General features: G+C 69.1%; 23 protein-coding genes and 1 tRNA gene. 12 read left to right on the top strand and 12 right to left on the bottom strand.

What is annotated here, in order from left to right; genetic code table 11:
- Positions 1-47: 47 nt before the first annotated feature.
- The 5 genes from ABZV58_RS12340 to ABZV58_RS12360 all read right to left on the bottom strand — a co-directional run bounded on the left by ABZV58_RS12340 (position 48) and on the right by ABZV58_RS12360 (position 4086).
- Positions 48-120, bottom strand: a tRNA-Arg gene (locus ABZV58_RS12340).
- 69 nt (positions 121-189) lie between these two features.
- Positions 190-996, bottom strand: a complete 807-nt coding sequence (locus ABZV58_RS12345; RefSeq protein WP_355000210.1) for a DUF1542 domain-containing protein — start codon at positions 994-996, stop codon at positions 190-192.
- Between the two features lie 117 nt (positions 997-1113).
- A complete protein-coding gene (locus ABZV58_RS12350; RefSeq protein WP_355000543.1) occupies positions 1114-1635 on the bottom strand; it encodes a C40 family peptidase in 522 nt (173 codons plus the stop codon).
- 706 nt (positions 1636-2341) lie between these two features.
- Positions 2342-3361, bottom strand: coding sequence for a hypothetical protein (locus ABZV58_RS12355; protein WP_355000211.1), 1020 nt, complete (start codon positions 3359-3361; stop codon positions 2342-2344).
- A complete protein-coding gene (locus ABZV58_RS12360; RefSeq protein WP_355000212.1) occupies positions 3361-4086 on the bottom strand; it encodes a ParA family protein in 726 nt (241 codons plus the stop codon). The genes ABZV58_RS12355 and ABZV58_RS12360 overlap by 1 nt, the downstream gene beginning before the upstream one ends.
- 269 nt (positions 4087-4355) lie before the next feature.
- Here ABZV58_RS12360 and ABZV58_RS12365 point away from each other — a divergent pair, with 269 nt between their 5' ends.
- The 3 genes from ABZV58_RS12365 to ABZV58_RS12375 all read left to right on the top strand — a co-directional run bounded on the left by ABZV58_RS12365 (position 4356) and on the right by ABZV58_RS12375 (position 8415).
- Complete coding sequence (locus ABZV58_RS12365) at positions 4356-5816, top strand: ornithine decarboxylase (RefSeq protein WP_355000213.1); 1461 nt, start codon at positions 4356-4358, stop codon at positions 5814-5816.
- A gap of 136 nt (positions 5817-5952) precedes the next feature.
- Positions 5953-6954 (top strand): adenylate/guanylate cyclase domain-containing protein, encoded by a 1002-nt coding sequence (locus tag ABZV58_RS12370; RefSeq protein WP_355000544.1) that lies wholly within the window; start codon positions 5953-5955, stop codon positions 6952-6954.
- A gap of 693 nt (positions 6955-7647) precedes the next feature.
- On the top strand, positions 7648-8415 hold the full coding sequence (locus ABZV58_RS12375; RefSeq protein WP_355000214.1) for an RNA pseudouridine synthase: 768 nt from the start codon (positions 7648-7650) through the stop codon (positions 8413-8415).
- Positions 8416-8582: 167 nt separating this feature from the next.
- Here the strand turns inward: ABZV58_RS12375 and ABZV58_RS12380 are convergent, their stop codons facing one another.
- Positions 8583-9227, bottom strand: coding sequence for a TIGR03086 family metal-binding protein (locus ABZV58_RS12380; RefSeq protein WP_355000215.1), 645 nt, complete (start codon positions 9225-9227; stop codon positions 8583-8585).
- 51 nt (positions 9228-9278) lie between these two features.
- Between ABZV58_RS12380 and ABZV58_RS12385 the strand changes: the two genes are divergently transcribed.
- Positions 9279-9719 (top strand): MarR family winged helix-turn-helix transcriptional regulator, encoded by a 441-nt coding sequence (locus ABZV58_RS12385; protein WP_355000216.1) that lies wholly within the window; start codon positions 9279-9281, stop codon positions 9717-9719.
- A gap of 302 nt (positions 9720-10021) precedes the next feature.
- Positions 10022-10801, top strand: a complete 780-nt coding sequence (locus ABZV58_RS12390) for a metallophosphoesterase (RefSeq protein ID WP_355000217.1) — start codon at positions 10022-10024, stop codon at positions 10799-10801.
- A gap of 21 nt (positions 10802-10822) precedes the next feature.
- Here ABZV58_RS12390 and ABZV58_RS12395 read toward each other — a convergent pair whose 3' ends face one another.
- Positions 10823-11878, bottom strand: a complete 1056-nt coding sequence (locus ABZV58_RS12395; RefSeq protein WP_355000218.1) for an AraC family transcriptional regulator — start codon at positions 11876-11878, stop codon at positions 10823-10825.
- A gap of 85 nt (positions 11879-11963) precedes the next feature.
- Here ABZV58_RS12395 and ABZV58_RS12400 point away from each other — a divergent pair, with 85 nt between their 5' ends.
- The 6 genes from ABZV58_RS12400 to ABZV58_RS12425 all read left to right on the top strand — a co-directional run bounded on the left by ABZV58_RS12400 (position 11964) and on the right by ABZV58_RS12425 (position 18405).
- Entirely contained in the window at positions 11964-13430 is a 1467-nt protein-coding gene (locus ABZV58_RS12400) for an NAD(P)/FAD-dependent oxidoreductase (RefSeq protein WP_355000219.1), read from the top strand.
- 45 nt (positions 13431-13475) lie between these two features.
- Positions 13476-15602: an ATP-binding cassette domain-containing protein gene (locus ABZV58_RS12405; protein ID WP_355000220.1), complete on the top strand. Its 2127-nt coding sequence runs from the start codon at positions 13476-13478 to the stop codon at positions 15600-15602.
- A gap of 73 nt (positions 15603-15675) precedes the next feature.
- Positions 15676-16413: an energy-coupling factor transporter transmembrane protein EcfT gene (locus ABZV58_RS12410; protein WP_355000221.1), complete on the top strand. Its 738-nt coding sequence runs from the start codon at positions 15676-15678 to the stop codon at positions 16411-16413.
- 121 nt (positions 16414-16534) lie between these two features.
- Entirely contained in the window at positions 16535-17050 is a 516-nt protein-coding gene (locus ABZV58_RS12415; RefSeq protein ID WP_355000222.1) for a YbaB/EbfC family nucleoid-associated protein, read from the top strand.
- Complete coding sequence (locus ABZV58_RS12420) at positions 17047-17370, top strand: hypothetical protein (protein WP_355000223.1); 324 nt, start codon at positions 17047-17049, stop codon at positions 17368-17370. The genes ABZV58_RS12415 and ABZV58_RS12420 overlap by 4 nt, the downstream gene beginning before the upstream one ends.
- A gap of 357 nt (positions 17371-17727) precedes the next feature.
- Positions 17728-18405 carry an ammonium transporter gene (locus ABZV58_RS12425; protein WP_355000224.1) on the top strand — a complete coding sequence of 226 codons (678 nt, stop codon included), beginning with the start codon at positions 17728-17730 and terminating at the stop codon, positions 18403-18405.
- Between the two features lie 72 nt (positions 18406-18477).
- On the opposite strand, the gene ABZV58_RS12430 is transcribed toward ABZV58_RS12425, so the two are convergent.
- The gene (locus ABZV58_RS12430) at positions 18478-19722 is read right to left on the bottom strand and encodes a lipase family protein (RefSeq protein ID WP_355000225.1); all 1245 of its coding nucleotides are present in this window, start codon (positions 19720-19722) and stop codon (positions 18478-18480) included.
- A gap of 186 nt (positions 19723-19908) precedes the next feature.
- Here ABZV58_RS12430 and ABZV58_RS12435 point away from each other — a divergent pair, with 186 nt between their 5' ends.
- Positions 19909-20556 (top strand): isochorismatase family cysteine hydrolase, encoded by a 648-nt coding sequence (locus ABZV58_RS12435; protein WP_355000226.1) that lies wholly within the window; start codon positions 19909-19911, stop codon positions 20554-20556.
- Between the two features lie 139 nt (positions 20557-20695).
- Here the strand turns inward: ABZV58_RS12435 and ABZV58_RS12440 are convergent, their stop codons facing one another.
- The 4 genes from ABZV58_RS12440 to ABZV58_RS12455 are packed head-to-tail and all read right to left on the bottom strand — an operon-like array spanning position 20696 to position 25281.
- Entirely contained in the window at positions 20696-23065 is a 2370-nt protein-coding gene (locus tag ABZV58_RS12440) for an ATP-dependent DNA ligase (protein ID WP_355000227.1), read from the bottom strand.
- 54 nt (positions 23066-23119) lie between these two features.
- A complete protein-coding gene (locus ABZV58_RS12445; RefSeq protein ID WP_355000228.1) occupies positions 23120-23359 on the bottom strand; it encodes an antitoxin in 240 nt (79 codons plus the stop codon).
- A 51-nt stretch (positions 23360-23410) separates the two neighbouring features.
- On the bottom strand, positions 23411-24553 hold the full coding sequence (locus ABZV58_RS12450; RefSeq protein ID WP_355000229.1) for an MBL fold metallo-hydrolase: 1143 nt from the start codon (positions 24551-24553) through the stop codon (positions 23411-23413).
- Entirely contained in the window at positions 24553-25281 is a 729-nt protein-coding gene (locus ABZV58_RS12455; protein WP_355000230.1) for an enoyl-CoA hydratase, read from the bottom strand. The genes ABZV58_RS12450 and ABZV58_RS12455 overlap by 1 nt, the downstream gene beginning before the upstream one ends.
- Positions 25282-25318: the final 37 nt, after the last annotated feature.

Here is a 25318-nt window from a genome sequence, read left to right on the forward strand (position 1 = left end):
GCCCCGACCGGCGCCGCTACCGCAGCGGACGGCGACACGATCCAGGGTGCCCTCGGCAGGATTCGAACCTGCGACACCCGCTTTAGGAGAGCGGTGCTCTATCCCCTGAGCTACGAAGGCCGATTAGGCGGGACGGTCGCAGTCTACCGGGTCGGACGCTCGGGAACAGCATCGCGCCGCTCGCGCCGCTCAGAATCCGCCGTCGAAGCCGCCGCCTCCGTCGAAGCCCCCGCCGTCATAGCCGCCACCGTCGTAGCCGCCACCCTCATACCCGGCGTCGTATCCGCCCCCGTCGTACGGCGCGGTATCCGATCCCCACTCGTCACCCGCCGCGACGCCATCCTGGTAGCCCTCCCCGTAACCGCTCTCGAATCCCTGCGCGCCGTATCCCACGCCCGACATTCCCGCGAACAGCGAGGTGAACAAGAGCACGGAGCCGATTCCCCACGCGCCGCCGATGAGCGCGGGCTTCCACCAGGGTTCGGAGTACCAGCCCGCGGGCACCGGCCGCCCGGCGACGCGGCCGCCGGGATAGTAGTTCGGCGTGGCCGAGGACGGATTGGGTGATGCGGCGATCTCTCTGCCCTCGTAGGCGATGACCCGATCCTCGCTCACCCGCCCGGCCACGGCCTGGCCGTCGAGCTCGGGAATCGACGGGCCCGGGTCCATTCCCATCGCGGAGCGGGCGGCCCGGATGTAGTAGAGGCCTTCGAGTGCAGTCTGTTTCGCGAGTCTGGCCTGGGCGGGCGTTGCGGCCTGGTCCAGCTGCGAACCCGCGGCGGCGTATCGCTCCGAGGCGTCCACGAGAGCTTGCTTCGCCGCATCGTTGCTGGCGCTCAGGTGGTAGATCTGACCCCCGAGCCGCTCGTTCACCTGACGGGCGTCGGCGAGCGCGTCGGCCAGCTCGGTCGCCGTCCGTTGCTTCCCCTCGCGCCCACGCATGAGCAGCAAGATCGCCACGGCCACGACCACTATCAGAACCAGCAGCCACTCCATCGTTCGCCCGCCTTCCGTATACGGATGGCCCCGAAATCGAGTTTACTGACGGCTTGCCGATTGGGGGGTTGGCGTCCACGCCCCGCACTGCCCACAAGCCGAGCCACCAGGCGACCATCAGTATCGGCGGGCGCCCGCGTAGGGCATCGAGGAGATCGGCGACATCACGACACCCGTGCCGTACGTCGACGCGTGGATCACTTGACCGTCCCCGGCGTACAGGCCCGAGTGGCCGCCGCCGTAGAAGGACACCATGTCACCCGGTTCGAGTTCGTCTCGCGACACCGGCGTGCCGGAGGACAACTGTTGATAGCTGGTGCGCGGGACGTCAACGCCTGCCTGCTCATACGACCACTGCACGAGGCCGGAGCAGTCGAAGGCGTCGGGGCCTGTCGCACCCATGCTGTAGTTCGAGCCGATCTTGCTGCGCGCGGCCTCGACGGCGACCTCGCCGGGCGACGGCTCATCGACGACCTGCGGCGCGAATGGGGCGAACGGCGCGGGCAGCACCGGTTCGAGCAGTTCGGCGAGGTACGGGAGATGGGTGCGCAACAGATCGACGGGCGTCGTCGGCGCGGTCTCCGGTTTCGCCGGTTTCGCGGGGGACCCCGGGGTGGCCGCGAATTCGATCACCGCGATCGGCGTGGTGTAGACGACCTCGGCGGGTTCGACGAGGGCGGGCGCCGGTGTCACCGGCAGGGCTGGCGGTTCCGCCACGTAGATGATGTCCGGCATGACCACCGCGCCCGGGAGGTCGGCGGCCGGGATCTCGATCAGCGTCGGAATATCGGTGGAGCGATCCACAACGGCCGGAACGACGACGGCCGGGTCTACCTGAATATCTGGGTAATCGATTTGGGAGAAATTCGGTGGTACCGGAATGACATCCGGAACTTCGAAAGCTCCGATGCCGGGAATTTCGATCGGTTTGGCCGATGCCTGTCCGGCGCCCAGGAACAGGGCGCCGATCGCCGCCGCGGCGGCAGCCAGGCTCCAGAAAATCGCGCGTCGCATGAAGCGCGAATATCGACCCTCAGCGGTTGATGCCATGATGCGGTCCTCCGATGCTCATATCGAAGACCTTCGGCTCAGGCCGTGCGGCGCCGGTGCTCCGGCGGGGCAGGACATCACCCAGACCTTCGAATTCGATTCGAAAAACATCACGGTGTTCAGTCCAGCGGATCCGAGCGTCCATCTTTCACAGATAAACGGTGTTCGTAAACCCCAACACGCAAATTGATGATAACAAAACAATAACCAAGAGAAACAATTTCTTCGCCACCGAAATACGACGGCGCCCCGCGCGGAATTGGTAATCCGTAGCGGGGCGCCGTTTCGCGAGGAATCAGGCGGTGATCTGCTCCTCGATTTGTTCGGCGAGCGTGCGCAATCGGGCCGCGAATTCGCGGGCCGCGGCCGGATCGCCGCTGGAACCCTTCACGACCCGCCTGCTCAGCGCGACCAGCCGCGATTCCATCGTGGAGAACAGATCGACCGACCGATCGCCGCCCGTTTCGATCACTTCGCCGCGCAGCCAGGCCTGCAATCGCTCGACCACCTCGGCCTCGTCGAAACGCTCCGGCAGCAACGCGATCGCCTCGCGCAGCTTGCCCGCCGTGACCTTTCCGCCCGGGCCGCCCGCGATCGTCGTGTACACGGTGACCGCCGCGTCCTCGCCGTGCTCCGCGGCCACCGGGAGCAGCTCGCGAACCTGCCCCTCGTTGATCGTCGGCGCGACCGGGTGCAGCCGGGCGGCCAGCGGCCACGCGCGAATCAGCTTGTGCGCGTACGACCGCTGCATATCCCAGCGCTGCTCGACGTAATCGTCGAAACTGGAGTACCGAGCGCGGTAGAGACGCCCGTCCCGCACGATCTGCAACGCGCGGCCCGCCGCCCAGAACGCGATGCGCAGCGAGTCGATCGAGGACTCACACGCGCTGAGCTGCTCCTGTTCGCGCCGGTTCAGCGGACCGTCGCCCGCGGCGGGTAGCGGCATGGTGAGCACGTCGGCCAGCTGCTCCGTCGCCGTCGACGTCGGATTCGCGACGACCGGTTGCGCCGACGACGAATTCGCGGTCCCGACCACATGCGGTTGCGGCGCAGGACTGTTGGGTATGGGCGCGGCCTGCCGGAGCGATTGCGCCGTGCCGGGCCGCTGCGCCTCCGGCCCGCGGGACGGCGAATCCGGGACAACCGGCGGTGTTTCCGTGCCGCGCGATTCCGTGAGCACCTCCGCGACCGGCCGGAGCCGCTCGGACCGCCATTCGGCGTCGCGCAGCGGCGAGACGGGCGGTGTGTGTTCGGCGTTGTCGGACAGTGGATTAGCGGACCCGCCGATGGAACCCTTCCTACGTTGCGGAGGCATCAGGCCGGCACCTCCACCGCGACCCGGTACGGAGCGACGAGTTCGTCTCCGACCTGCCGGTACTCGCCGAGATCCGCGATCGGGTTCTCGGCGCCGTCGCCGACCTCACCGTCGGCGGCCTCGCGATACCACTTCCACGCGCTCAGGTAGGACGCGAAGACGTCGTACCCGGCGTCTTCCAAATTGCCGCGCTGCGTGCGGTATTCGGTGGAGACGTTGACGCCGTTCTTCATGGTGACCGGCACCTTCGTCATCAGCACTCGCACCCGGATCTCCCGGTCGGTCCCGGCGGCGGCCTCCGCGGCGGCCCGATAGGTACTGGGCACGCGCTTCACCTCCGACGGACTCACACTGGTCAGCAATACCAATTCGTCGCTGGCCGGAATGGCCGCCTTGAATATCTCGGCCGATTCACCGCCCGCGTCGACGATCACGACGTCGTATTTGTTCGCGTTGTCGTGAATGCAGTCGTCGACGTGCCGGGACGGAAAGGCGATCAATTCGAACGGCACTGCGACCCGCCCCTTGAGCAGCCTGCGATACCAGGAATAGCCGGTCTGGCTGAGCGGGTCCGCGTCGATGACCAGCACCCGCAGCTCGTGCACTCTGGCGAAATAGCACGCCAAGAAGAAGGCCGAGGTCGTTTTTCCGACACCGCCCTTGAGATTCCCCAATGTGATCACCAGGGGTTTGGGCAGTTCTAACGGCGCAACAGAATTCGTCATGGACAGTCCTCCGAGTGTGAGGAGTGCAAGAAACTCTGGCGGAACGAGTCTTACACAGTTCGAGCGAAGTACCGTTGATTTGAGGCACTTCTTTTTCGGAGACCGTGTCCAATTGGACACAGCGGCCCCGGCGGCCGGTCGGCGATCGGTGTGGCCGGAAACTGCCCGGCGGACACCGTCGAGGGGATTTAATTAGCAAAGCTAATAATATCGGTCTATCCCCAGGTCAGCCAGCGATTAGCCCGCTACGCAGCGGGTAGCTCCCGATCATGGACCACTCACAAGCTCCCCTGGTGGACGCACTCGCCGCGTATCACCGCGTGGGCCGGTACGGGTTCACCCCGCCGGCTCACCGGCAGGGACGCGGCGTCGACGAGCGTGTGCTCGACGCGATCGGGCGCGACGCGTTCCGCTCCGATGTGCTGGTCGGGCCCGGTCTGGACGACCGACTGGCCCGCGGCGGCTATCTGAGCAAGGCCGAGGAACTGATGGCCGACGCGGTGGGCGCCGACACCGCCTTCTTCTCCACGTGCGGCAGCTCGCTGTCCGTGAAGGCCGCGATGATGGCCGTGGCGGGCGGCCAGGGCGGCGGTTTGCTGGTGGCCCGCGACAGCCACAAGTCCATCGTCGCCGGGCTGATCTTCGCGGGCGTGCGGCCGCACTGGATCACGCCGCGCTGGGACGCCGAGCGGCACTTCTCGCATCCACCGTCGCCCCAGCAGGTGCGCGAGGCGTGGGAGCGCAATCCCGACGCGGCGGGCGCGTTGATCGTCAGCCCGAGCCCGTACGGCACCTGCGCCGACATCGCGGGCATCGCCGCGGTCTGCCACGAACGCGGCAAGCCGCTGATCGTCGACGAGGCGTGGGGCGCCCACCTGCCGTTCCATCCGGAGCTGCCCACCTGGGCCATGGACGTCGGCGCGGATCTGTGCGTGGTGAGCGTGCACAAGATGGGCGCGGGCTTCGAACAGGGTTCGGTGTTCCACCTCCAAGGCGACCTGGTCGACTCGGCACGGCTCAGCGCCTGCGCCGACCTGCTGATGACCACCAGTCCGAGCGTGCTCGTCTACACCGCGCTCGACGGCTGGCGCAGGCAGATGGTGCAGCACGGGCGCGAATTGCTCGACGCCGCGCTGCGCGTCGCCGACCAGGCCCGCGTCGAGCTGGACCGGATACCGGGCATCGAGGTGATGGAAGACGAACTGCTCGGCGTGGAGGCCTCGCACGATTTGGATCGGCTCCAGGTGCTGATGGATGTATCCGGCACGGGCGCAATGGGTTACGACGCCGCCGACTGGCTGCGCGAACACCGGAACATCGATATGGGACTCGCCGATCATCGCCGGGTCCTCGCGACGCTGTCGATGGCCGACGACAAGGACACCATCACCGCGCTGGTCGAGGGCATGACCGCGTGGCGCGACCAGCTGAAAGACCCGCGGCCGCCGCAGATCCGGCTGCCCTCCCCCGAAGAGTTGCAGCTCGAAACCGTCGAACTGCCGCGCGACGCGTTCTTCGGTGAGGTCGAGGTCGTCCCGATCGAGAAGGCGCCGGGCCGGATCGCGGCCGAGCAGCTCACGCCGTATCCGCCCGGTATTCCGGCGGTGGTGCCCGGCGAGCGGATCAACGAGGCGGTGATGGACTATCTGCGGTCCGGTCACGAAGCCGGTATGAACGTCCCGGACGCCGCCGACGGCAGCCTCGACACGGTGCGCGTCGTTCGCGAGTGAGACGCCGCGCCAGGAGGGATTTGCCGCATCGGGTGCCCACGCACGGTTGGCACGACGCCCTCCGCGCGCTCCTGTGACGTCCCCCAACGCTCTGACTATGGCCTCCACCTGCGCGCGGCGTGGCCGTAAGGTGGCGATCATGTCGACGACCGAGATTTCCGAGCTCGTCCAGTCCGTCGTGGAGGCGTACCTACTCGACGGCGAGCGCAAGTACAACCGCGCCGAGGTGGCCGAGCGGTCCGGGGTGTCGCCGTCGATCTCCAAGCGGTTGTGGACGGCGCTCGGCTTTCCCGAGAATCCCGATAACGCAGTCGATTACACCGATGCCGACGTCGACGCGGTGCAGCACTTCCGCGGGCTGAAGGTGGTCGCCGCCTCCGATGTACGCCAGCAGGCCGCTGCGGCGCGCACCCTCGGTCAGTCCATGGCCCGGCTCGCGGAATGGCAGGCCGACCTGGTGCTGGCCGAGATCGCGGCCAAGGTCGCCGACGCCTCCCGCGACGGCGCGACCGACCCGGCCGAGATCGCCAGGATCGCCACCCAGGAGACGGTCTCGGTGCTCGAGGAGTTGCAGACCTACGCCTGGCGCAGGCACCTGGCCGCCGCGCTGGCCCGCTCCTTCGACAACGAGAGCCCCGCCGAGGATTCCACCCGGGAGCTCGCGGTCGGCTTCGCCGACATGGTCGGCTACACCAGGCTGACCAGGCACCTGCACCCCGACGAGCTGTCCACGCTGCTCGAGGCCTTCGAGTCGACGACGACCGAGGCCATCAGCGAGAACGGCGGCTGGGTGATCAAGCACGTCGGTGACGAAGTGATGTTCGCGGCGGAGACGGCGCAGGCGGGCGCGCGCATCGCGCTGGCCATCCAGGAGTCGACCATGATGGTCGGCGGCACCCCGGATTTACGCGTCGCGCTGGCTTACGGCCCGGTGCTGCAACGCTTCGGCGACTTGTACGGCTCGGTGGTGAACATCGCGTCGCGCCTCACCGGCGTCGCCCGCCCCGGCACCGTCCTCATCGACGACTCGGCGGCGGCGCAACTGGCCGACGACCCGGAATTCGCCGTGCGCCACCTCCGCAGCGTCCGAGTCCGCGGCTTCAACCGCCTCCGCCCCCACGCCCTACGCCGCCCCTGAGCCCGCGCCCGGCCGAGCCCCACCTCGGAGCACTGCCTGCGGCCGGATACCGCCCGGCGGCTGCGCGTCGCGGCGGCCCGAGCACCGCGTACCCGGCCGAGCACTGCGCCGCCGCCGAGCACTGCGATGCGGCTGAGCACACCTGGCGCCGCAGCCGCTCAGCCTGCGGCTGGGTGCCGCGCGGCAGTCGGCTAGGCCGCGGGTCGGACACAGTGCGGCAGTCCGGCACAGCGCCGCAGCCAAGCACGACTCCGGCACCGCCGCCGGGCTCAGCCCGCGGTCGGACACAGCGCGGCAAATCCGGCACAGCCCCGCAGCCAAGCACCACTCCGGCACCGGGCCGAACCCAGGACCGCGGTCGAGCACAGCCCCGCAGCCAAGCACTACCCGGCGCCGCCGAGCTGAGCCCGCGGTCGGACACAGCGCGGCAGCCGAGCACTACCCGGCGCCGCCGCCGAGCTGAGCCCACGGGACACAGCACGGCAGTCGTGTGCACCGCACAGCGATCGGGCACTGCCGCGGCCGAGCGAGGCACCGCGGCCGAGACCCGCGAACGCCGAGCGAGGCACCGCGGTTCAGCACCGTGTCGCGGCTGGGCGTCGCTACCTTTCCCTATCGCGGCACACCGCCGAAGCCTGAATGCCGCGTATGCGCGACGGGTGGGGGGCGGCGGGGCGACGTAAGGTCGTGCGGGTGGAGATCGATTGGTTGCGGTTGCGGGAGCGCTGCTCGATCGCGGAGGACGAGGCGATCCTCGCGCTGAACAAGCCCGCGGGGATCTCGGTCACCGGGGAGCGGCACGACACCGACATCGTGGAGCTGGCGGCGGCGACCGGCGAGACGCTGTACCCGGTGCACCGGATCGACAAGGTGACCTCCGGGTTGGTGCTGCTGGCCAAGGAGCTGGGCGCGCACGGCCAGCTGACCAGGCAATTCAACAAGCAGACGGCGGAGAAGACGTACTTGGCGGTCGTCGATTCGACCGGGTTGCCCGAGCACGGTGTCATCGATCTGCCGTTGAGCGTCGGCCGGAAGAACCGGGTGCGGATCGCCGCGCCACGCGAAAGCATCAAAGCTGAAGACGACCGCTGGTTCGTCGACGACGCCGACCTGCTCGACACCAAGAACTATCCGTCGCTGACCCGCTTCGCGACCGTGTTGCGCACGGAGCGGCGCACCTTCCTCGCGCTGCGCCCGGTGACCGGCCGCCGCCACCAGATCCGCGTGCACCTGGCCTGGATCGGCCACCCGATCCTCGGCGATCCGCTCTTCGACAAGTCCGGCGCCTATCCACGCGCCCATCTGCATTCCTGGCGACTCGGACTTGCCGCGTCCTGGCGCACCCCGCCGGAACTGAATTTGGACGCTCCGCCCGGCGAGGACTTCTGGGCCCCGGTGTCCCCGACCGATCCCGGCGAACTCCTCGCCCGCGCAACGGAATTACTCCGCGTGAATTCCTGACCCCCGCACAAACTGGGCAGACCTTCGCAGCCGACCGAAGGTCGCGCCAGCACGGGCTCAGACGCCCGAGGCGGCCCCTGGCCTCCGTCTCCCCCACCGATCCCAGCGAACTCCTCCACCGCGCATGCAACCTGCCCCGCGTGCATTCTCGACGGAAGCTCGCTGATTTACGCGCGCGCTGAAGTCGGCGTCCACTCGGGCGAGCGGCCGAGCTGTCGCAGCACCCGATCCATGGGCGAACCCGAGTCGGCCCCCGCGACCACCGGCGCGAACGCCGCGCCCGGCTCCGATCGGGAAGGCCCGTCCGGAACCGCCTCCGCGATCTCCAGCGCCATCAGCGCCACCTCCGGGTCCGGGTCGATCGTCTCGCCGATCGATCGCGCGACGTCCCACGCGTGCACGACGCTGTCGACCAAGTGGAACCCGATGACGGTTGCGGCGGGAAAGCGGTGCTCGCTCGACAGTTCCGCCAGCAGCACGGTGCGCTCGAAGACGTCGGGCTCGGCGAATGCGGCGACTACCTCGTCCGCGGCCGCGAGGTAGTCGGCGACCGGATCCGCCGCGACCCGCACCTCCCACGCGCCAGGGTCCTCCGAACCGCGCGCCGCCCCCGCGAATCCGCGGTCCTGAGTCGCCATGTGCGCCAGCAGGGCGCGCAAATCCCATTCCGAGCATGGCGTTTCGACCGAGAGATGGTCGGGTTTCACGTGCGAGACGGCTTCCGCGCACAGCCGGACGGCACTGGCGTGCAGTCGGCGGAGCCGCTCGTTCGATTCGGTCGTGTTGGCATCTTGTTCGAATATCGTACTCATGCGCTTATCGTAAGCATCTACCTATTATCTGCCAAGCACTATTTTCTAGGCATGCCAGACCCCGACCGACCCGATCTCGCGGCAATGGTTGTTCCGCTCGGCCGCGCCCTCGTCGCCGCGGAACTACCCGTCCTGGAACGCAACGGCCTCACCATGTGGGCCTACGGAGTGCTGCTCGGCCTGGAACCGGAGCCGGTGTACACCCAGGCCGCGCTTGCCAAGGCCATCGGCGCGGACAAGACCCGGATCATCGGCGTCCTCGACGACCTGCAACGCCGCGGCCTCATCGAACGCTCGCCCGACCCCGCCGATCGGCGCGTCAACCTCGTCTCGCTCACCGAGGAAGGCAAGGCGGCCCTCGCCCGCGCTCGGCACGAGATCCGCGAACAGGAGGACGAGCTGCTGGCGGCACTCCCCCAGGCCGACCGCAAAGCTTTTCTCCGCGCCCTGCACACCCTGTGGTCGAATACCACCGCCGAGCGCGGCTCATAGGCGTATCTCCGCCCTCGCTCCGGCAATGCGCAGTTCGATGGCGGCTGTCGCCCGCCCGCACCGGTCGGGCGTACCTTCGCCTTCGCGCTGGCCATGAGCAGCCGAGGTCCGACCGGCCCGGAAGCATCCATTCAGGCGTACCAATTGTGACCGTCACCACTGCGGAACGGGGTCCTCCCATGCGGTGGCGAGCCTCATGGAGACGGACAATGCGCAGGTCATCTAGCCTGAGAAAGTGCCGGGCACACGATGCGGGCACCCTCTGACGCAACGGAGCGATCCCTCAGAGAAAGCGAACGCCGATGATCCTGGTGGCTCAGGTCAGCGATACACACTTCGATCTCGGCACCCGCAACGCCGAACGCGTCGAGCGGGTGATGACCTTCCTCGCCGACCTGCGCCGCAAGCCCGACGCCATCCTGGTGACCGGCGACATCACCGACTCCGGTAAGGCCGAGCAGTACGCCGAGGCGCGCGCCGCGCTGGCCGCCGACATCCCGGTCTTTCCGATGCCGGGCAACCACGACGACCGCGCCCACTTCCGCACCGCGCTGCTCGGCGAACCGGCCGCGACCACCCCGATCAACAACGCCCACCGGATCGGCGAATTGACTGTCGCCCTGCTGGATTCGAGCGTTCCCGGGGAGGCGGGCGGCGCGTTGAGCGAGGAGACCTACGACTGGCTGGGCGGCGTGCTCGCGGACGCGCCCGCCGACGGACCGATCCTGCTCGCCATGCACCATCCGCCGGTGCACCTGCACAGTCCGATCATCGACGGCATCACCCTCGCCGACCCCGAGCGCCTCGCCGCGCTGGTGGCCGGGGACGACCGCATCCTCGGCGTGCTCACCGGGCATGCCCATTCCGCGGCGACCACGACGTTCGGCGGCCGCCCGCTGCTGGTCGCGCCGAGCACGGCCTCGGTGCTCGGCGGCGAATGGGAGCTCGAATTGCCGCATCACGTCATGGATTACGCGCCCGACCCGGCCGTCGCGCTGCACATCATCGACGAGAACCGCAATCTGACAACACATTTCCGCCCGGTCCCGATGGGCGGCTATCTCGGCGTTCAGCCGGACTGACTCGGCGTTCCGCCGGATTGCTCAGCGCAGCGAAATCCGTTCGCGCCGATACGCGGCGGGTGTCACCCCGGTCCAGCGCTTGAAGGCGTAGATGAAGGTCGAGGACTCGGCATAGCCGAGTCGGATCGCCACGTCGCTCACCGAAAGCGGTGTGGCGGTAAGCATTTCCTCGGCGAGCGCGCGACGTACCTCGTCCAGCAGGGCGCGATAGCTGGTCCCCGCGGCGTCGAGGTGCCTGCGCAAAGTCCTGGTGCTCATGTTCAATTCGCGCGCCACCAGATCGATACCGGGTGGCGCGGCGAAACCGTCGGCGCCGCCGGGCACCAGCAGTTCGCGCACCTCCGCCGCGATGCCGGTGCGGGCGCGGCGGCGGTCGACCAGCTGACGGCACTGCGCGAGGCACATGGCCCAGGTGTGCTCGTTGGCCTGGGGCAGCGGCTGTTCCAGCATCTCCGGGTCGATGGTGAACACGTTGTGCGCGCGGCCGAAACCGGGGCGGACGCCGAACACCTCGGTCATCCGATCGGCGTATTCCGGTTCGGCGAAACGGAATTCGGCGCGCAGCAGCGGCACCTGGCGTCCGAGCAGATCGCTCATCACCTGGTACATGGCCGTCACGTCGCGCTCGACGAGGAACTGACGCACGTCGGCGGGCACCGACTCGTCGTGCACCCGCGCGACGAACTCACCCGCCTCCCAGTGCGCGACCGGCAGGCAGAAGGTGAAGCTCAGATCCAAGAAGCGCAGCGCGAAGGAGATCGCCTCGCCGAGGGTCGGGCTGCTCACACAGGCGAAGCCGAAGATGCCGAAGGTGGTGATCCGGTATCGCCTGCCCAGCTCGACGCCCAGCGCGGGCGCGTCGACCTCGCGGACCAGATTGCGGATCACCGCGAGTTCGGTGTGCGCGTCGATCTGGGCGTCGGGATCGCGCAGCAGGGGCTCGGTCAGCCCGGTACCGGCCAGCATCCGCGCCGCGGGCACCCCGTGCTCGCCCGCGTACCCCACCATCAGGGCCACGCTGGCGATGCCGCGCGGGAAGTTCCAGTCGCGGATTCCGGTAGCCAGTACCCGCTCCACAGCGCACATTATGGCCGAAAGTCTCGATGCGCCCGGTGGCACCGGTTCTAGAGTGGAGTTCATCGGACGTGGTGAGGAGTGTCACATGACAGCTGGTGACCGGCCATCGGTTCTCATCATCGGCGCGGGTTTCGGCGGCATCGGCATGGCGATCGAACTGCGGCGCAACGGGGTCCGCGACATCACGATCCTGGAGCGGGCCGCCGATCTCGGCGGGGTATGGCGGGAGAACACCTACCCCGGCGCGGCCTGCGACGTGCCATCGCCGCTCTACTCCTTCTCCTTCGAACCGAAGCCGGACTGGCCGCAGCGCTACTCCGGCCGCGAAGCCATCCACGACTATCTGCGCGGCGTCGCGCGCAGGCACGGGCTGCTCGCGGACATCGTCTTCGGCGCCGAGGTGACCGACGCCGAATTCGACGAGCGAACCGGCCGGTGGACGGTCCGCACCGCCGACGGCGCCGCGCGGACCGCCGACGTGCTGATCTCCGCGGTCGGCCAGCTCTCCCGGCCCGCGCTGCCGGACATTCCCGGCATCGACACCTTCGCGGGCGCGTCCTTCCACTCCGCCGAGTGGAATCACGACGTGGAACTGGAGGGCAAGCGGGTCCTCTGCGTCGGCACCGGGGCGAGCGCCATCCAGTACATCCCGGAGATCCAGCCGAAGGTCGAGCACCTGACGCTGTTCCAGCGCACCGCGGCCTGGGTCATCCCCAAATTCGACACCGACTACAGCCCGCTCCAGCACAAGCTGTTCGCCAAGGTGCCCGGTGCGCTCCTGGTGGAGCGGTTCGGCTGGTGGTCGACCGGGGAGTTCGTCTCGCTCGGGCTCGTCGAGTTCCCCGCGATCGCGCGCGGCGTCGCCAGGATTGCCGAGAAACACCTGCGCATGCAGGTCCCCGATCCGGAGCTGCGGGCCAAGCTGACCCCCGACTACCCCATCGGCTGCAAGCGCGGGCTCTTCTCCAACGACTACTACCCCGCGCTCAGCCAGCCCAATGTCGCGGTCGAGACCACCGCGATCAGCGAGATCGTGCCCGAGGGCGCGCGCACCGCGGACGGACGACTGCACGAGGCCGACGTGATCATCTACGGCACCGGTTTCAAGGGCACCGAATTCCTCTGGCCGATGCAGATCTACGGTCGCGGCGGTCGCAAACTCGCCGACGCGTGGGCCGACGGCGCGCACGCCTACCTCGGCATCGCCGTGCCCGATTTCCCGAACCTCTTCCTGGTCTACGGTCCGAACACCAACCTCGCCGCGGGCTCGATCATCTACATGATCGAATCCCAGGCCCGCTACATCCGGCAGGCCGTTCGGCTGCTCGCCGAGCACCCCGGCCACTGCCTCGAGGTGCGCGGCGAGCAGGAGCGCGAATTCAACGACGCGCTCCAACGGCGCCTGGCCCGCACGCCGTGGAACTTCTGCACCAGCTGGTACCGCACCGCCTCGGGACGCATCACCAACAACTGGCCGGGCACCGTCTCCAGCTACCGCCGCCGCACCCGCAGACTGAACCGCGAGCACTACACCCTCACCAGGGCCGCCTGATCCGGCGAACCCGCCCTCCGCCGTCACCCCTGGCAGACTTGTCACGTGAGTGATCTGCCCACGGCCGACGGCCGGACCGGTTTCGAAGAGCGCGGGCCGCTGCGCCCGATCGAACTGGCCACCGGCGCGGTACTGGGCGGCGTGACGGTCGGGCTGGTCACCGTCGGGTCTGTTGTCCCGCTGGCAGCCGCCCTGCAAATCGTCGCGGCCGTGCCGATGGGCATGCTCGCGCACCGCTACCGGCCGCGCGCGCTCGTCGCGGCGACCGCCTCCGCCACCCTGGTCACCTTCGTCGCGGCGGGCGTCATGCCCGCGCTCGGTGTGGTCGCGTCGGCGACGATCGGCGGCATCATCGGCGGGGTCAAGCGCCGCGGCGGCGGGCTGTTCTCGGTCTTCCTGCTCGCGTCGCTGGCGGGCGCGCTGTGGGGCGCGTTCAGCGTCGGCTCGCTGCTGGTGGCCGGGCGGACCCGCGAGCTGCTCTTCGACGCCATCCGCAACACCGCGAACGGTGTGCAGCGGATCGCCGCGAGACAACCCGCGCTGGAGCCGCTCGGGCGGGCCGCGGCGGATGCCACCGACGCCGTGCTCGCCTGGTGGTGGGTCTATGTCGGCGGCGGCGTCCTGCTCGGCGTGGTGGTGAGCGCACTGTTCTCCTGGTTCGTGCTGGGCTCGGTGCTGGACCGACTGGCCTGGCTGCCCACTCGGGACCGTCTCGACGCGCCGGTGGACGATCGACCGATCGCGCCGCTTCCGGTGACGCTGCACTCGGCGGGTTTCCGCTATCCGGGCGCGCACACCGACGCGCTGCGCGACATCGACCTGAGCGTGCGGGTCGGCGAGTTCGTCGCGATCGTCGGCCACAACGGCTCCGGCAAATCCACCCTCACCCGGCTGCTCGCGGGTCTGCCGCCCACCTCGGGAACGGTCGAGCGTCCCGGCTCCGCGGGTCTCGGCCACCTCGGCGGGACGGCCCTTGTGCTGCAACGACCCGAGAGCCAGACCCTCGGCGTCCTGGTCGCCGACGACGTGGTCTGGGGACTGCCGCCGGACCTGGCAGCCGAAGTCGACACCGAGGCGCTGCTGGGCGAGGTCGGTCTGGCGGGGATGGGCGACCGCGAGACCGCCACTCTCTCCGGCGGGCAACAGCAGCGCCTCGCCGTGGCGGCGGCGCTGGCCCGCCGTCCCGCGCTGCTCATCGCCGACGAGGCCACCTCGATGATCGATCCCGAGGGCCGCCGCGAACTCGTCGCCCTGCTCGGCGAACTGCCGCGCCGCCATCCGATGGCCGTGGTGCTGGTGACCCACCACGAGGCCGATGCCGCGGCCGCGGATCGCGTGGTGCACCTGGCGGGCGGCCGCACCGTAGAGCACTTGCCCCGCTGGCCGCAACCGGTGCGCGACGCCCGCCGCAGGCCCGTCGGGCAGACGATCCTCGAACTGCGCGACGTCCGGCACACCTACAACCGGGGCACGCCGTGGGAGGCGCCCGCCCTGCACGGTGTCGACCTGGTGGTGCGCCGCGGCGAGGCGCTGCTGGTCGTCGGCGGCAACGGGTCCGGCAAATCGACGCTGGCTTGGATCATCGCGGGCCTGATCCACCCGACCTCGGGACGCTGCGATCTCGGCGGCCGCCCGGTGACGCGCCAGATCGGCCGGGTGGAGCTGGCCTTCCAGCACTCCAGGCTGCAATTGCAGAAGCAGACGGTCGGCGCGGAGATCTCCGATTGGGGCGGGCGCGCCACCGGGTCCGGCGCGGTCGGCCGTGCTCTGGACGCGGTCGGCCTGGACCGCGCGCTGGCCGCCCGCTCCATCGAGGAACTCAGCGGCGGGCAGGCCAAGCGCGTCGTCCTCGCCGCCATCGTGGCGAGTCACCCGCAGGTCGTCGTGCTCGACGAACCGCTGGCCGGTCTGGATCCGGAGGGTCGCGCCGACATCGTGGAACTACTTGCCCGGCTGCGTGATTCCGGGCTGACGCTGATCGTCATCTCACACGACGTGGCGGACATGGCCGCCGTGTGCGATCGCACCGTGCACCTCAGTTCGGGTCGCATCCTGGAGACGCAGCCGGTCTCCGACGCCGCGCCCGCGGCGCATCGCTTCGATCCGCGGTCGGCCGCACCGCCACGGCCGGGCGACGCGGCGTGGCGCTTCGGACACGGGGGTGCGGAATGAGCGAACGGAGTGAGCGAATCATGTGCCAGCGCGCCGTGCGCACGCCGGAGCCGAGCGTCAGCGAGGCGCAGGCATGAGTACCGTCCTGCTTCGCCAGGTGCCGGTGTCCAGCCCGGTGCACAACCTGTGGGCTGGCACCAAGATGATCGCCGCGTTCCTGATCAGCCTGCTGCTGATGTTCTGGCCGACCTGGCCGGTGCTCGGCGCGATGGTCGTCTTCCTGCTCGCGATCGGTCTGCTCGCCCGGCTGCCGCTCGGCACTCTGCCCAGGCTGCCGTGGTGGTTCTGGGCGCTGCTCGGCGCGGGCGCGCTGATCAATCTGCCAGTGGGCGGCGCCGCGGTGCTCCGCTACACCCAGGTGATGATCTTCGGCCTGATTCTGGTGGCCGCCTCGTTCTTGATCGCGTGGACGACGCCCATGGGCGAGATCGCCCCCGCACTGGCCAAATTGGGCGCACCGCTGCGCAAACTGAAAATCCCGGTGGACGAATGGGCCGTCGTGGTGGCGCTGACGCTGCGCGGACTGCCGCTGCTGCTCGAGGAGATCCGGGTGCTGCGCGCGGCCCGCAAACTGCGGCCCAAGGACCGGTTGCTGGACCGCGCGTCCGACAGCCCGATCATCGACATCCTCACCGCGGCCATGGCCGTCGCCACCCGCCGCGCCACCGAGCTCGGCGAGGCCATCACCGCCCGCGGCGGCACCGGGCAGCTGACCGCCCGGCCGAGCGCGCCGGGCCGCCGCGACGCGGTCGCGCTGAGCCTCGTCGTGCTCGTGTGCGCGGGCTCGGTGCTGCTCGACGTGCTGATCTGAGCGGCCTCGGAGGCTGGGACGACAGCGCGAACCGCGACACGGCAGACTGAGGGGAACCGATCATCGGCGCGGCGCGTCGAAATCCATGACGGACCGGAACTCGAACGAGCGGGGGTGGCCGATGGCCGACAGTGAACGCGCGGCGCAGCTGGCGCGCAACGAGGCGCTGCGCGGCGAGATCGACGACCTGATGGAGGTATTCGAGCAGCAGCGCAGGGAGCTGGCCGAGGCGAGCGCGCGGCTGGCCGCGGCCACGGTGACCGCGTGGTCCTCGGACAATCTTGTCCGGGTCACCAGCAATTCCGCGGGCGTGCCGGTCGAGGTGCACGTCGAGCCGGACGCCTTCAAACGCTCGACGCCGCAGAAGCTCGGCGCGGCGATGACCGAGGCGACCCAGGCCGCCGCCCGCTTGGCCAGCGAGGAAGCGCAGCGCACCTTCGGCGCGTTCGAGCAGGTGGGCGCCGACATTCCCGATCTGCCGGACTTGGTGCCCGGTGCGCCGAGCATCAAGGACCTGGTGAATTCCCTGTTCCCCGAACCGGTCTCGGTCGAGGCGACGGTCCAGCCCGCCGAGCTGGACGACGAAGCCGAGGACGAGTACTACCGGAGCCGCGGGTATCTGGAGGGCGGTAGATGAGTAGCTTGCAGGTCGACCCCGATGCCCTTCGCTCCACCAAGCCCGGCTTCGCCGCGGCCGCGGAAAAGGTGCTCGAGGCGGTAAAGAACGTGCAGACCACGGTCGCGGCCGAGGGCGAGTGCTGGGGCGGCGACGAGATCGGCCAGAACTTCGCCAAGGAGTACACGCCGGGCGCCGAGGACGGCATGAAAGGCATCGAGGGCCTCGGCAAGTCGATCGAGGCGCTCAGCGGCGGCGTCGACGCGATCGCGTCGGCCTTCCAGCAGCAGGACGAGCTGAACGCGAAGGCGATCGAGAAGATCAAGAGTTCCGTCGAATAGGAGCTCTCCGCATCGGCGAGTCACGTACCGCCGGTTGTAGCAAACCTCCAGTGCGACATACCTTCACGCGGCTCCGGCCGCGTGCGCCTTCGACGGACTTCGTTCGTAAAGGCCCACTGGGCCAGGGATGACGCTTTGACGTGCCCGTATAGCCAAGTGGCATAACGCCTTCGGCAATGGCGCGACAACCGATAGCGATAAGAAACGGGAATACCCCCCAATTTCAGGGCCCAAACGGGCAATCGCCCAGTAGTGTGGCAGACGGCGCAGCTGTTCTCTGGATCACATCAAGGCTTCGCACGCGTTGAGGGGGAAGGTTTTTCGACGTGCGGGGCGTTCGTAGGGCATGAAAACCTGATGCAGATTGGAACTCTGGAAATGATTCTCCGCAAGATCACCGCGGCAGCCGTACCGCTCGTCGCCGCCGTCGCCGTCGGCGCGGGCACTGTGCACGCACAACCGGCCGCCGCCCCCGTCCCGAACATCGGGTACGAGGCGAAGCTGGTCGGCGACAAGATCATCACCACCCTCACGGACGGTTCTTTCGAACTGACCGGCAACTCCGTGGAGATCAACGACTCCGCCGGAAACGCGGTCCTCACCCTGCCGCTCTCGGTCCGGCAGGACGGGCTGGAATTCCCGCTGCCGCACGAGATCCGCGACGGCGGCCGGGTGTTGGAGCTGACGGCGGTCGAGAACGTCGCGCAGGCGCGTCCGGCCCAGGTGTTGCCCGTCGCTTCGCCTATCGAGAACCAGCGCGCCATGGACTCGTTCCTCTCCCAGTTCAGCATCGCGACCGCGATCGGCAGCTTCATCGGGTTGGTCATCGGCGGCGCCGTTGGACTGATCGGCTTCGCGGGCGGTGTGCTCGGCATTGCCACGGTTCCCGTCGCCGCCGCCATCGGCGCGATCATCGGCACCATCGCGGTCGGCGGACCGACCTTGCTCGTCGCGGGCATCGACCTGATCAACACCCTGAACGCCCCGTCGGGCACCACCAAGTGGGCGGAACAGGCCGGATCCCCGGCCAACTGAGCCACCCTTCCCGAACGCGGCGCGCACCGACGACCCCTCGAGTCGGTGCGCGCCGCTCTTCGTCCAGCGTCCTCAGCGAGGGTGGCACCCCGCCGCTACCGGCACCCCCGCGAACCGATCGGCGAGATAGTTCATCGCCCCGATCGCCTCGACGATCGCGGTCGGATTGTGGCCGGGCAGCGTCGAATGCGTGAAGGTGATGTCCGCGCCGAGCGCGCAGTAGCGGTCCAGCAGCGCGGTGAAGCCCGCGACGGGAATCACGTCGTCGGTGGTGCTGTGGTAGAGGTAGGTCGGTACCCGCGGCGGGCTCGCGCCCAGCTCCTGCGCGTCCGTCGCCGCGCGGAAGGCCGGGTGCGCCAAGAGGTCCGGCTCGATCGTGAAGTCGTCGACGCGCGTGCCGTTGTACTTCAGTATCAGGTCCAGCCCGCAGGCCGAGCCGTCCTCGGCCAGCATCGCGTGCCCGCGCTCGTTGAGCAGCTCCGTCACGCCGTATCCCGGATGGTCGCGGGCGATCGCGAGCACGATCAGCAACGCCAGCCCGGCCTGCACGCCGCCGTCCACGCCGCGGGCGATGGCGGGCCAGTCGGCGGGCACTCCGCCGGAGGTGATCCCGGCGAACGCGACGTCCGGTGCGTAGTCCGGTTGCAGCTGCGCGGCCCACAGCGTCGCGTAGGCGCCGCCCGAATACCCGTACGCGCCGATCGGACTCGTCGGCCCGACGCCGCCCGCGCCGAACGCCCTTGCCGCCCGGATGCCGTCGAGCACGCCACGCCCTGAGTTCACCCCGTCGAGGAAGCGGGACCACGGCCCCTCGTAGTCACTGACCACCACCGCCCAGCCGCGGCGCAGCGCGTCCGCGAGGAAGGGCGTGTCGATATAGGTGGTCACGCCGCTCAGTTCCCACCCGCCGCGCAGCGCGTAGGAGGGCGCGCAGTGGCTGCCGAGACTGTCCTCGGGCACCTGATAGGACAGCAGCGGTCGCTCGCCCTGGCCCCACCACGGCAGAATCGGGGCCAGCACCGTGGCCATGCCGGGGATGGGCTCGTCGTTCGCGTCGTTGGTCCGGTACTGCACCTGCCAGGCCGAAATCGGCAGCGGCAGACCGAGCGGCGCGATCGGCCGGGATCTGATGACGGCGCCCGCGGGATACTCGGCGAGGTCGGCGGGCGCGGCGTAGAACGGGTCGGCGTCGGGCCGTGGAATCGCCGCGCTCGGGGCGACATGCGCGAGCAGACTGAGCGACACCATCGCGGCGACCGCGAATCCCCGCAGAAGCGCGCCGAATGCCAGGACCGAACGGCCGTTCTTCGTCCTCATCTCGAGCTCCAGGTTTCACCGAGGCGCACCCGACCTCGCCTCGAGTCAATCGACGGTACTGCCGTGGCGGCCGCCCGGCAACATTCTTGGCGCGCGTGGTTACAGTGGTGCGAAAGTGCCCTCAGCGCAACCGAATCGCCGCTCAACACGGCCCGGCGACGCGGTCATCGAGAAGGAGAGCTGACCATGCGGTACGGCAACGGACTGGACATTCCCGAGGGGCTCGCCGATGTGTGCGGTCCGGACCGGATGGCGGTGATCGTCTACGACATGCAGGTGGGTGTGCTGTCGCAGCTGCCGGACGGCCCCGAGATCATCCAGCGGGTGGTGCCCGTGGTCGAGGCGGCGCGGCGCGGCGGCTACCCGGTCATCTTCCTGCGGCACTTCTTCCTGCCGCACCGGCTCAGCGGCAAGTTCGCGCTGCGGATGGCGATGAGCTGGCAGGGGGTCGACTCGGCCGACGAGGTGAAATCCATTCTCCAGCGCGATACCCCGCCCTTCGAGCTGGTGCCGGAGCTGCGGCCACGGCCCGACGAGGTGGTCTTCGACAAGACCTCGATGTCGGCCTTCGAGGGCACACCGCTGGCCAGCACGCTGCGCGACCTCGGCATCGGGGCGTACGCCATCATGGGCGTCGCGATGGAGATCGGCATCGCGCCGACCATCACCCACTCCACCGATCTCGGGTTCGTCCCGGTGGTGATCAGCGACGCGTGCGGCGGCCGGGATCAGGACGCGATCGCGCGCGCCTACGCGGATTTCGAGTTCCAGGGGCACGCGATCGTGACGGATTCCGCGACCATCACGCCGCTGCTGGCGGGCGAGAAGGAGTGAACCGATACCTGTCGGCCCGGCGCGCGCCGGGCCGACAGGTATCGGTCAGCCTTCTTTCCGAACGGCCTTCTTCGCGGCATCCTGGGCCGAGTCGACCTGGCCAGGCCTTGGCAAACCCTTAGCGAACGGCGTCACACCGTCATTCGGATTCACCGGCCCAGCCCGGATGCCACAGCCGTCCGGTCTCGGTCCAGTTCATGAAGCGCACGGTGCCCACGATCTTCGGCGACACCCACACCGCTTCCTTGCGTTCCTCGGCGGTCAGCGGATTGTCGAACGGACTGGTCTTGCGTTCCAGCTTGCGCAGCCGTGCGGCCAAGTCCCGCATCCCCGCGTCGTCGAAACCGGTGCCGACCCGGCCCACGTAGATCAGCCGGTCCTGGTACGGAATGCCGACGAGCAGCGACTTGAACTCGCGCGCCTCGCTGCGCCGCCAACCGCCGACCACAACTCGCTGGGTGCGCCAGTTGCGCTGCTTGACCCACGAATGTCCGCGCTTGCCCGGCAGATACACCGAGTCCTTGCGCTTGGCGACGACGCCTTCCATGCCGTGCTGCTGGCTGTAGCGCAGGGCGGTGGCGCCCGGACCGTCCAGCCGGGGCGGCACGCGCAGCGACGGCGCGTTCGCGGCCAGCGCCTCCAGCACCCGCCGACGATCCGAATAGCGTTTGCGGACCAGCGAGGTGCCGTCCAGATACAGCACGTCGAACGCGACGAAGACGGCCCGGGCGGCATCCGCTTGCAGCAGGCCCAGATTCGCGACGCCGTGATCGTCGAACACCACCGCCTCGCCGTCCAGGACGACGCGGTGACCGTCCAGTTCCTCGGCCAGCACCCCGATGCCGGGGTAACGGGAGGTCACCACGTTGCCCGCGCGGCTGCGCAAAAGCACCGCGCCGGAGTCGATCTCGGCGATGAGCCGGAAGCCGTCCCACTTCGTCTCGAAGCACCATTCGACCTCGTCCAGCTCGGCGACGTCACCGGAGACCGCGAGCATCGGCGCGAGACCGCGGGGAAAGGGCGCGGAACCGCCCGCAGGTACGGCCGTTTCGATCGGTGCCCTGTCGGCCGATTCGTCCGCGGGGCCGGGCTCGCCGCGCGCTCCGTCGGCCGACTCGGCAGCCGAATCCGGCTGGTCCGCAACGGCTTCCGCGCCCTGCTGCTGATCGCGCATGAGGTGCATCAGCCACTGGTTGCCGTTGGTCTGGATGAGCGCGTAACGGCCGGTGAGCCGTTCGCCGTGGAAGCGGACGATCACCTCGTCGTCGCGCCACTTCTCGGTCTCGTAGGTGCCGGTATCCCAGATGGTCATCTCCCCCGCGCCGTACTCCCCCTTCGGGATCTCGCCGTGAAAGTGCAGGTACTCCAGCGGGTGGTCCTCGGTGTGCACCGCGAGCCGGTTCTGCCGCGACGAGGTCGGCGGACCCTTCGGCACCGCCCAGGACACCAGCACGCCGTCGCGCTCCAGCCGGACGTCCCAGTGCAGCCTGCGCGCGTGATGCTCCTGCACCACGAACCGGTCTCCCGCGCCCGGTGCGGGCGGCGCGGACGGCACCGGCTCCGGTGTGCGCGCCGGATCGCGCATCGAGCGGTACTTGCTCAGCGCGTCGGTGCCGCCTCGGGAATCCGGCGGGTCCATCTCGGCGAGCAGATCCCCGTCGTCCCGCCAGCGCGCGAGCACTTCCTCGAAACGCAAGTGCCGCAGTTTCTTCCGGTTCTCGATCTCGGCCCAGGTGCGTGGCGCCGCGGCGTTGGGCTCGGCGCGGCCGCGCAGCGAATAGGGCGCGATGGTGGTCTTGGCCGGGTTGTTCTGGCTCCAGTCCAGGAAGACCTTGCCGCGCCGGACGGATTTGGCCATCGTCGCCGTGACCAGTTCCGGGTGCAGCTTCGCCAGATTGGTGGCCACCTGTTTGGCCACCGTCGACGCGCCACCGGAACTCAGCACCCGGTCCAGCGGGACGTAGAGGTGAATGCCCTTGCTGCCGCTGGTGACCGGGAACGCGTGCAGTCCGATCCCCTCGACCATCTCCCGCACGGCGAGCGCGACCGTCGCGCATTCCGGCAGACCGGCTCCGGGTCCCGGATCGAGGTCGAAGACGATCCGGGTCGCCGGACCCATCTCGTCGCCGTCGAAGCGCCATTGCGGCACATGGACTTCCAGCGAAGCCTGCTGCCCGATCCAGGCCAGGCCGGCCTCGGAGTCGATCAGCGGATAAGCCACCCGCCGATCGGAGTGCGCGAGCGTGCGGCGTTCGATCCAGGACGGTGCGTGTTCGGCGAGGTTCTTCTCGAAGAAGGAGGGTTCGTCGACCCCGTTGGGCCAGCGCTTTCGGGTCACCGGACGCCCGGCGATATGCGGCAGCATCGCCGGGGCGATGGCCGAGTAGTAGGCGATCACCTCGCCTTTGGTGGTCCCGGTCGCCGGATACAGCACCTTGTCGAGGTTGCTGAGTTCGACCTCGATACTCGGTCGGCCAGGACCACCACCGAATGCACGGCGGGACACCATGACTCGATACTACGGCCGGGGACCGACAGGTGGGCGGTCCCCGGCCGTGCGTCCTCAGGCCTTCGGTGTCGGACCCGGCTGGCCGGGCTGCCCGGGCTGGCCGGGGTGTTCGGGCGGCACCACCTTCTTGGCGGCCTCCTTGCCCTTCTCGATCTTGTCCGTGTACTTCCCGTGCGTCTTCTGGTCGATGAAGTCACCGGCCTTGTCGACCGCCTGGTTGATCTTGTCGGCGTTCTTGGCCGCCGCGTCCTTTCCCTTACCGACCAGGCCTTTCAAAGTGTCCGCCAGGCTCATCGCCGTCGTTCCTTTCCTGTCGCCAATCGGGATGTCGGAGATACCGACAGGTCAACCTACATTTTCCCACCACGAATCGCGGGGAGGGAGGGCATGCGGCAACAAACGCTGTCCCGGCATCGGCACCGCGACCGAGGTGCCCGCCCGCTGCGCCGCGTCGACCATCCGGTGCACCGGCTCCGACCATCCGTGGAAGGCCAGATTGAACGTCGCCCAGTGGATCGGCACGAGCAAGCCGTGGCCCGGATCATCGACGCACAGGTCGGCGTGCGCGCGCACCGCCTCCTCTGGGTTCATGTGCACGTCGGCCCAGCGCTCGTCGTACGCGCCGATGGGCAGCAGCGTCAGATCGAACGGCCCCAGCGCCGCGCCCGCCTCGGCGAACGCCTTGGTGTAGCCGGTGTCGCCGCCGAAGTAGACCCGCCGGGTCGGACCCACGATGGACCAGGACGCCCACAGCGTGGTGTTCCTGACCAGTCCGCGGCCGGAGAAGTGCCTGGCCTCGGTGCAGGTGAGCACCAGATCGGTCCCGTCCCGTTCCCGGCCCAGGGCGGCGAGGGAAACCGAACCGCCCCAGTCCAATTCGACGATGCGATGCTCGGGAACGCCCCAGTGCCGCAGGTGCGCGCCGATACCCATCGGCACCAGGAACGGCGTGGACTGGCCGACCACCAGCGCCCGGATGGTCTCCTTGTCGAGGTGGTCGTAGTGATCGTGCGAGATGATCACCGCGTCGACCTGCGGCAGGTCCGCGAGCGGCACCGGAACCGGATGCAGCCGCACGGGCCCGATCAGCGGGGAGGGCGAAACCCGTTCGCTCCACACGGGATCGGTGAGAATCCGGTATCCGTCCACCTCGATCAGCGCCGACGCGTGGCCGTACCAGGTCACCGCCAGATCGGCGGCCTCGGCGGGCGGCTGCGGCTTCTGCAGCGGAACCACCCCGCGCGGGCGGCCGATATTGCGCTTGGTGAACGCCGAATACAGCAGGGAGGGAACCGAACCCGCGACGATCTGGGTGCTCGGCTCCCTGTTGTGGAATTGGCGATCGCGGTAACTCACCGATCCGGCCGCGTATGGCTGGATGGCCGACATGGAGGCGCCGATCGCTGACGGTATGTCCCACGCGGCACGCACCACCCAGGTGAGCCCGACCGCGCCCGCCGCGTAACCGAGCAGTCGTTTGATCCGCATCATCGCCCCACGAACTTCGCCGCGCGCTTCTCCTGCCGTGCCACGCGCCCTTCCTCAGCATCGGCGCTGGTCCACGCGGCCTCCAGGGCGGCGCGCTGCTGCGCGGACTCCGGATCGCGGGTGCCATCGTCGTTGAACACCAACTTCAGGTGCCGCAGCGAGAGCGGCGCCAGATCCGCGATCGACTTGGCCCACGCCTGCGCGTCGGCCAGGGTGCCGATCTTGTTGGCGAAACCGAACGAGTAGCAGTCGGCGGCCTGAATCGGTTCGGCGCCAATGAGAATGGTGCGCGCTGGGCCGCCGCCGATCAGCGAGACCAGCCGCCGCACGGTCCAGCGGTCCACGGTGATGCCGAGCTTGGCGGCCGGGATGGCGATGTAGGCGTCCGGCGAGATCACCCGCAGGTCCGAGGCGAGCGCGATTTGCACGCCCGCGCCGAGCGCGCCGCCGTTGATGGCGGAGATGATCGGCACCGGAGCCGACTCGATCGTGTGCAGCATGTCGAGCAGGCCGGAGAGGAAATCGTCGGAGTAGACGCCGGACAGATCGGCGCCCGCGCTGAAGATGGGGCCGCGCCCGGTCAGCACGATCACCCGTGCGCCATCGGCGACGGCGGCTAGGACGGCCTCGCGTAGCCGGGTCACGAGTTCGCTGTTGAGCGCGTTGCGTCGCTCCTCGCGTTGTAATTCGATGGTGACGACATCACCATCTCGGCTAACACCGAGCATGCATCCTCCCCAACTGAACGTGTCGTTTGGTTACTCT

Source organism: Nocardia sp. NPDC004654, from assembly GCF_040609595.1.
GTDB lineage: Bacteria > Actinomycetota > Actinomycetes > Mycobacteriales > Mycobacteriaceae > Nocardia.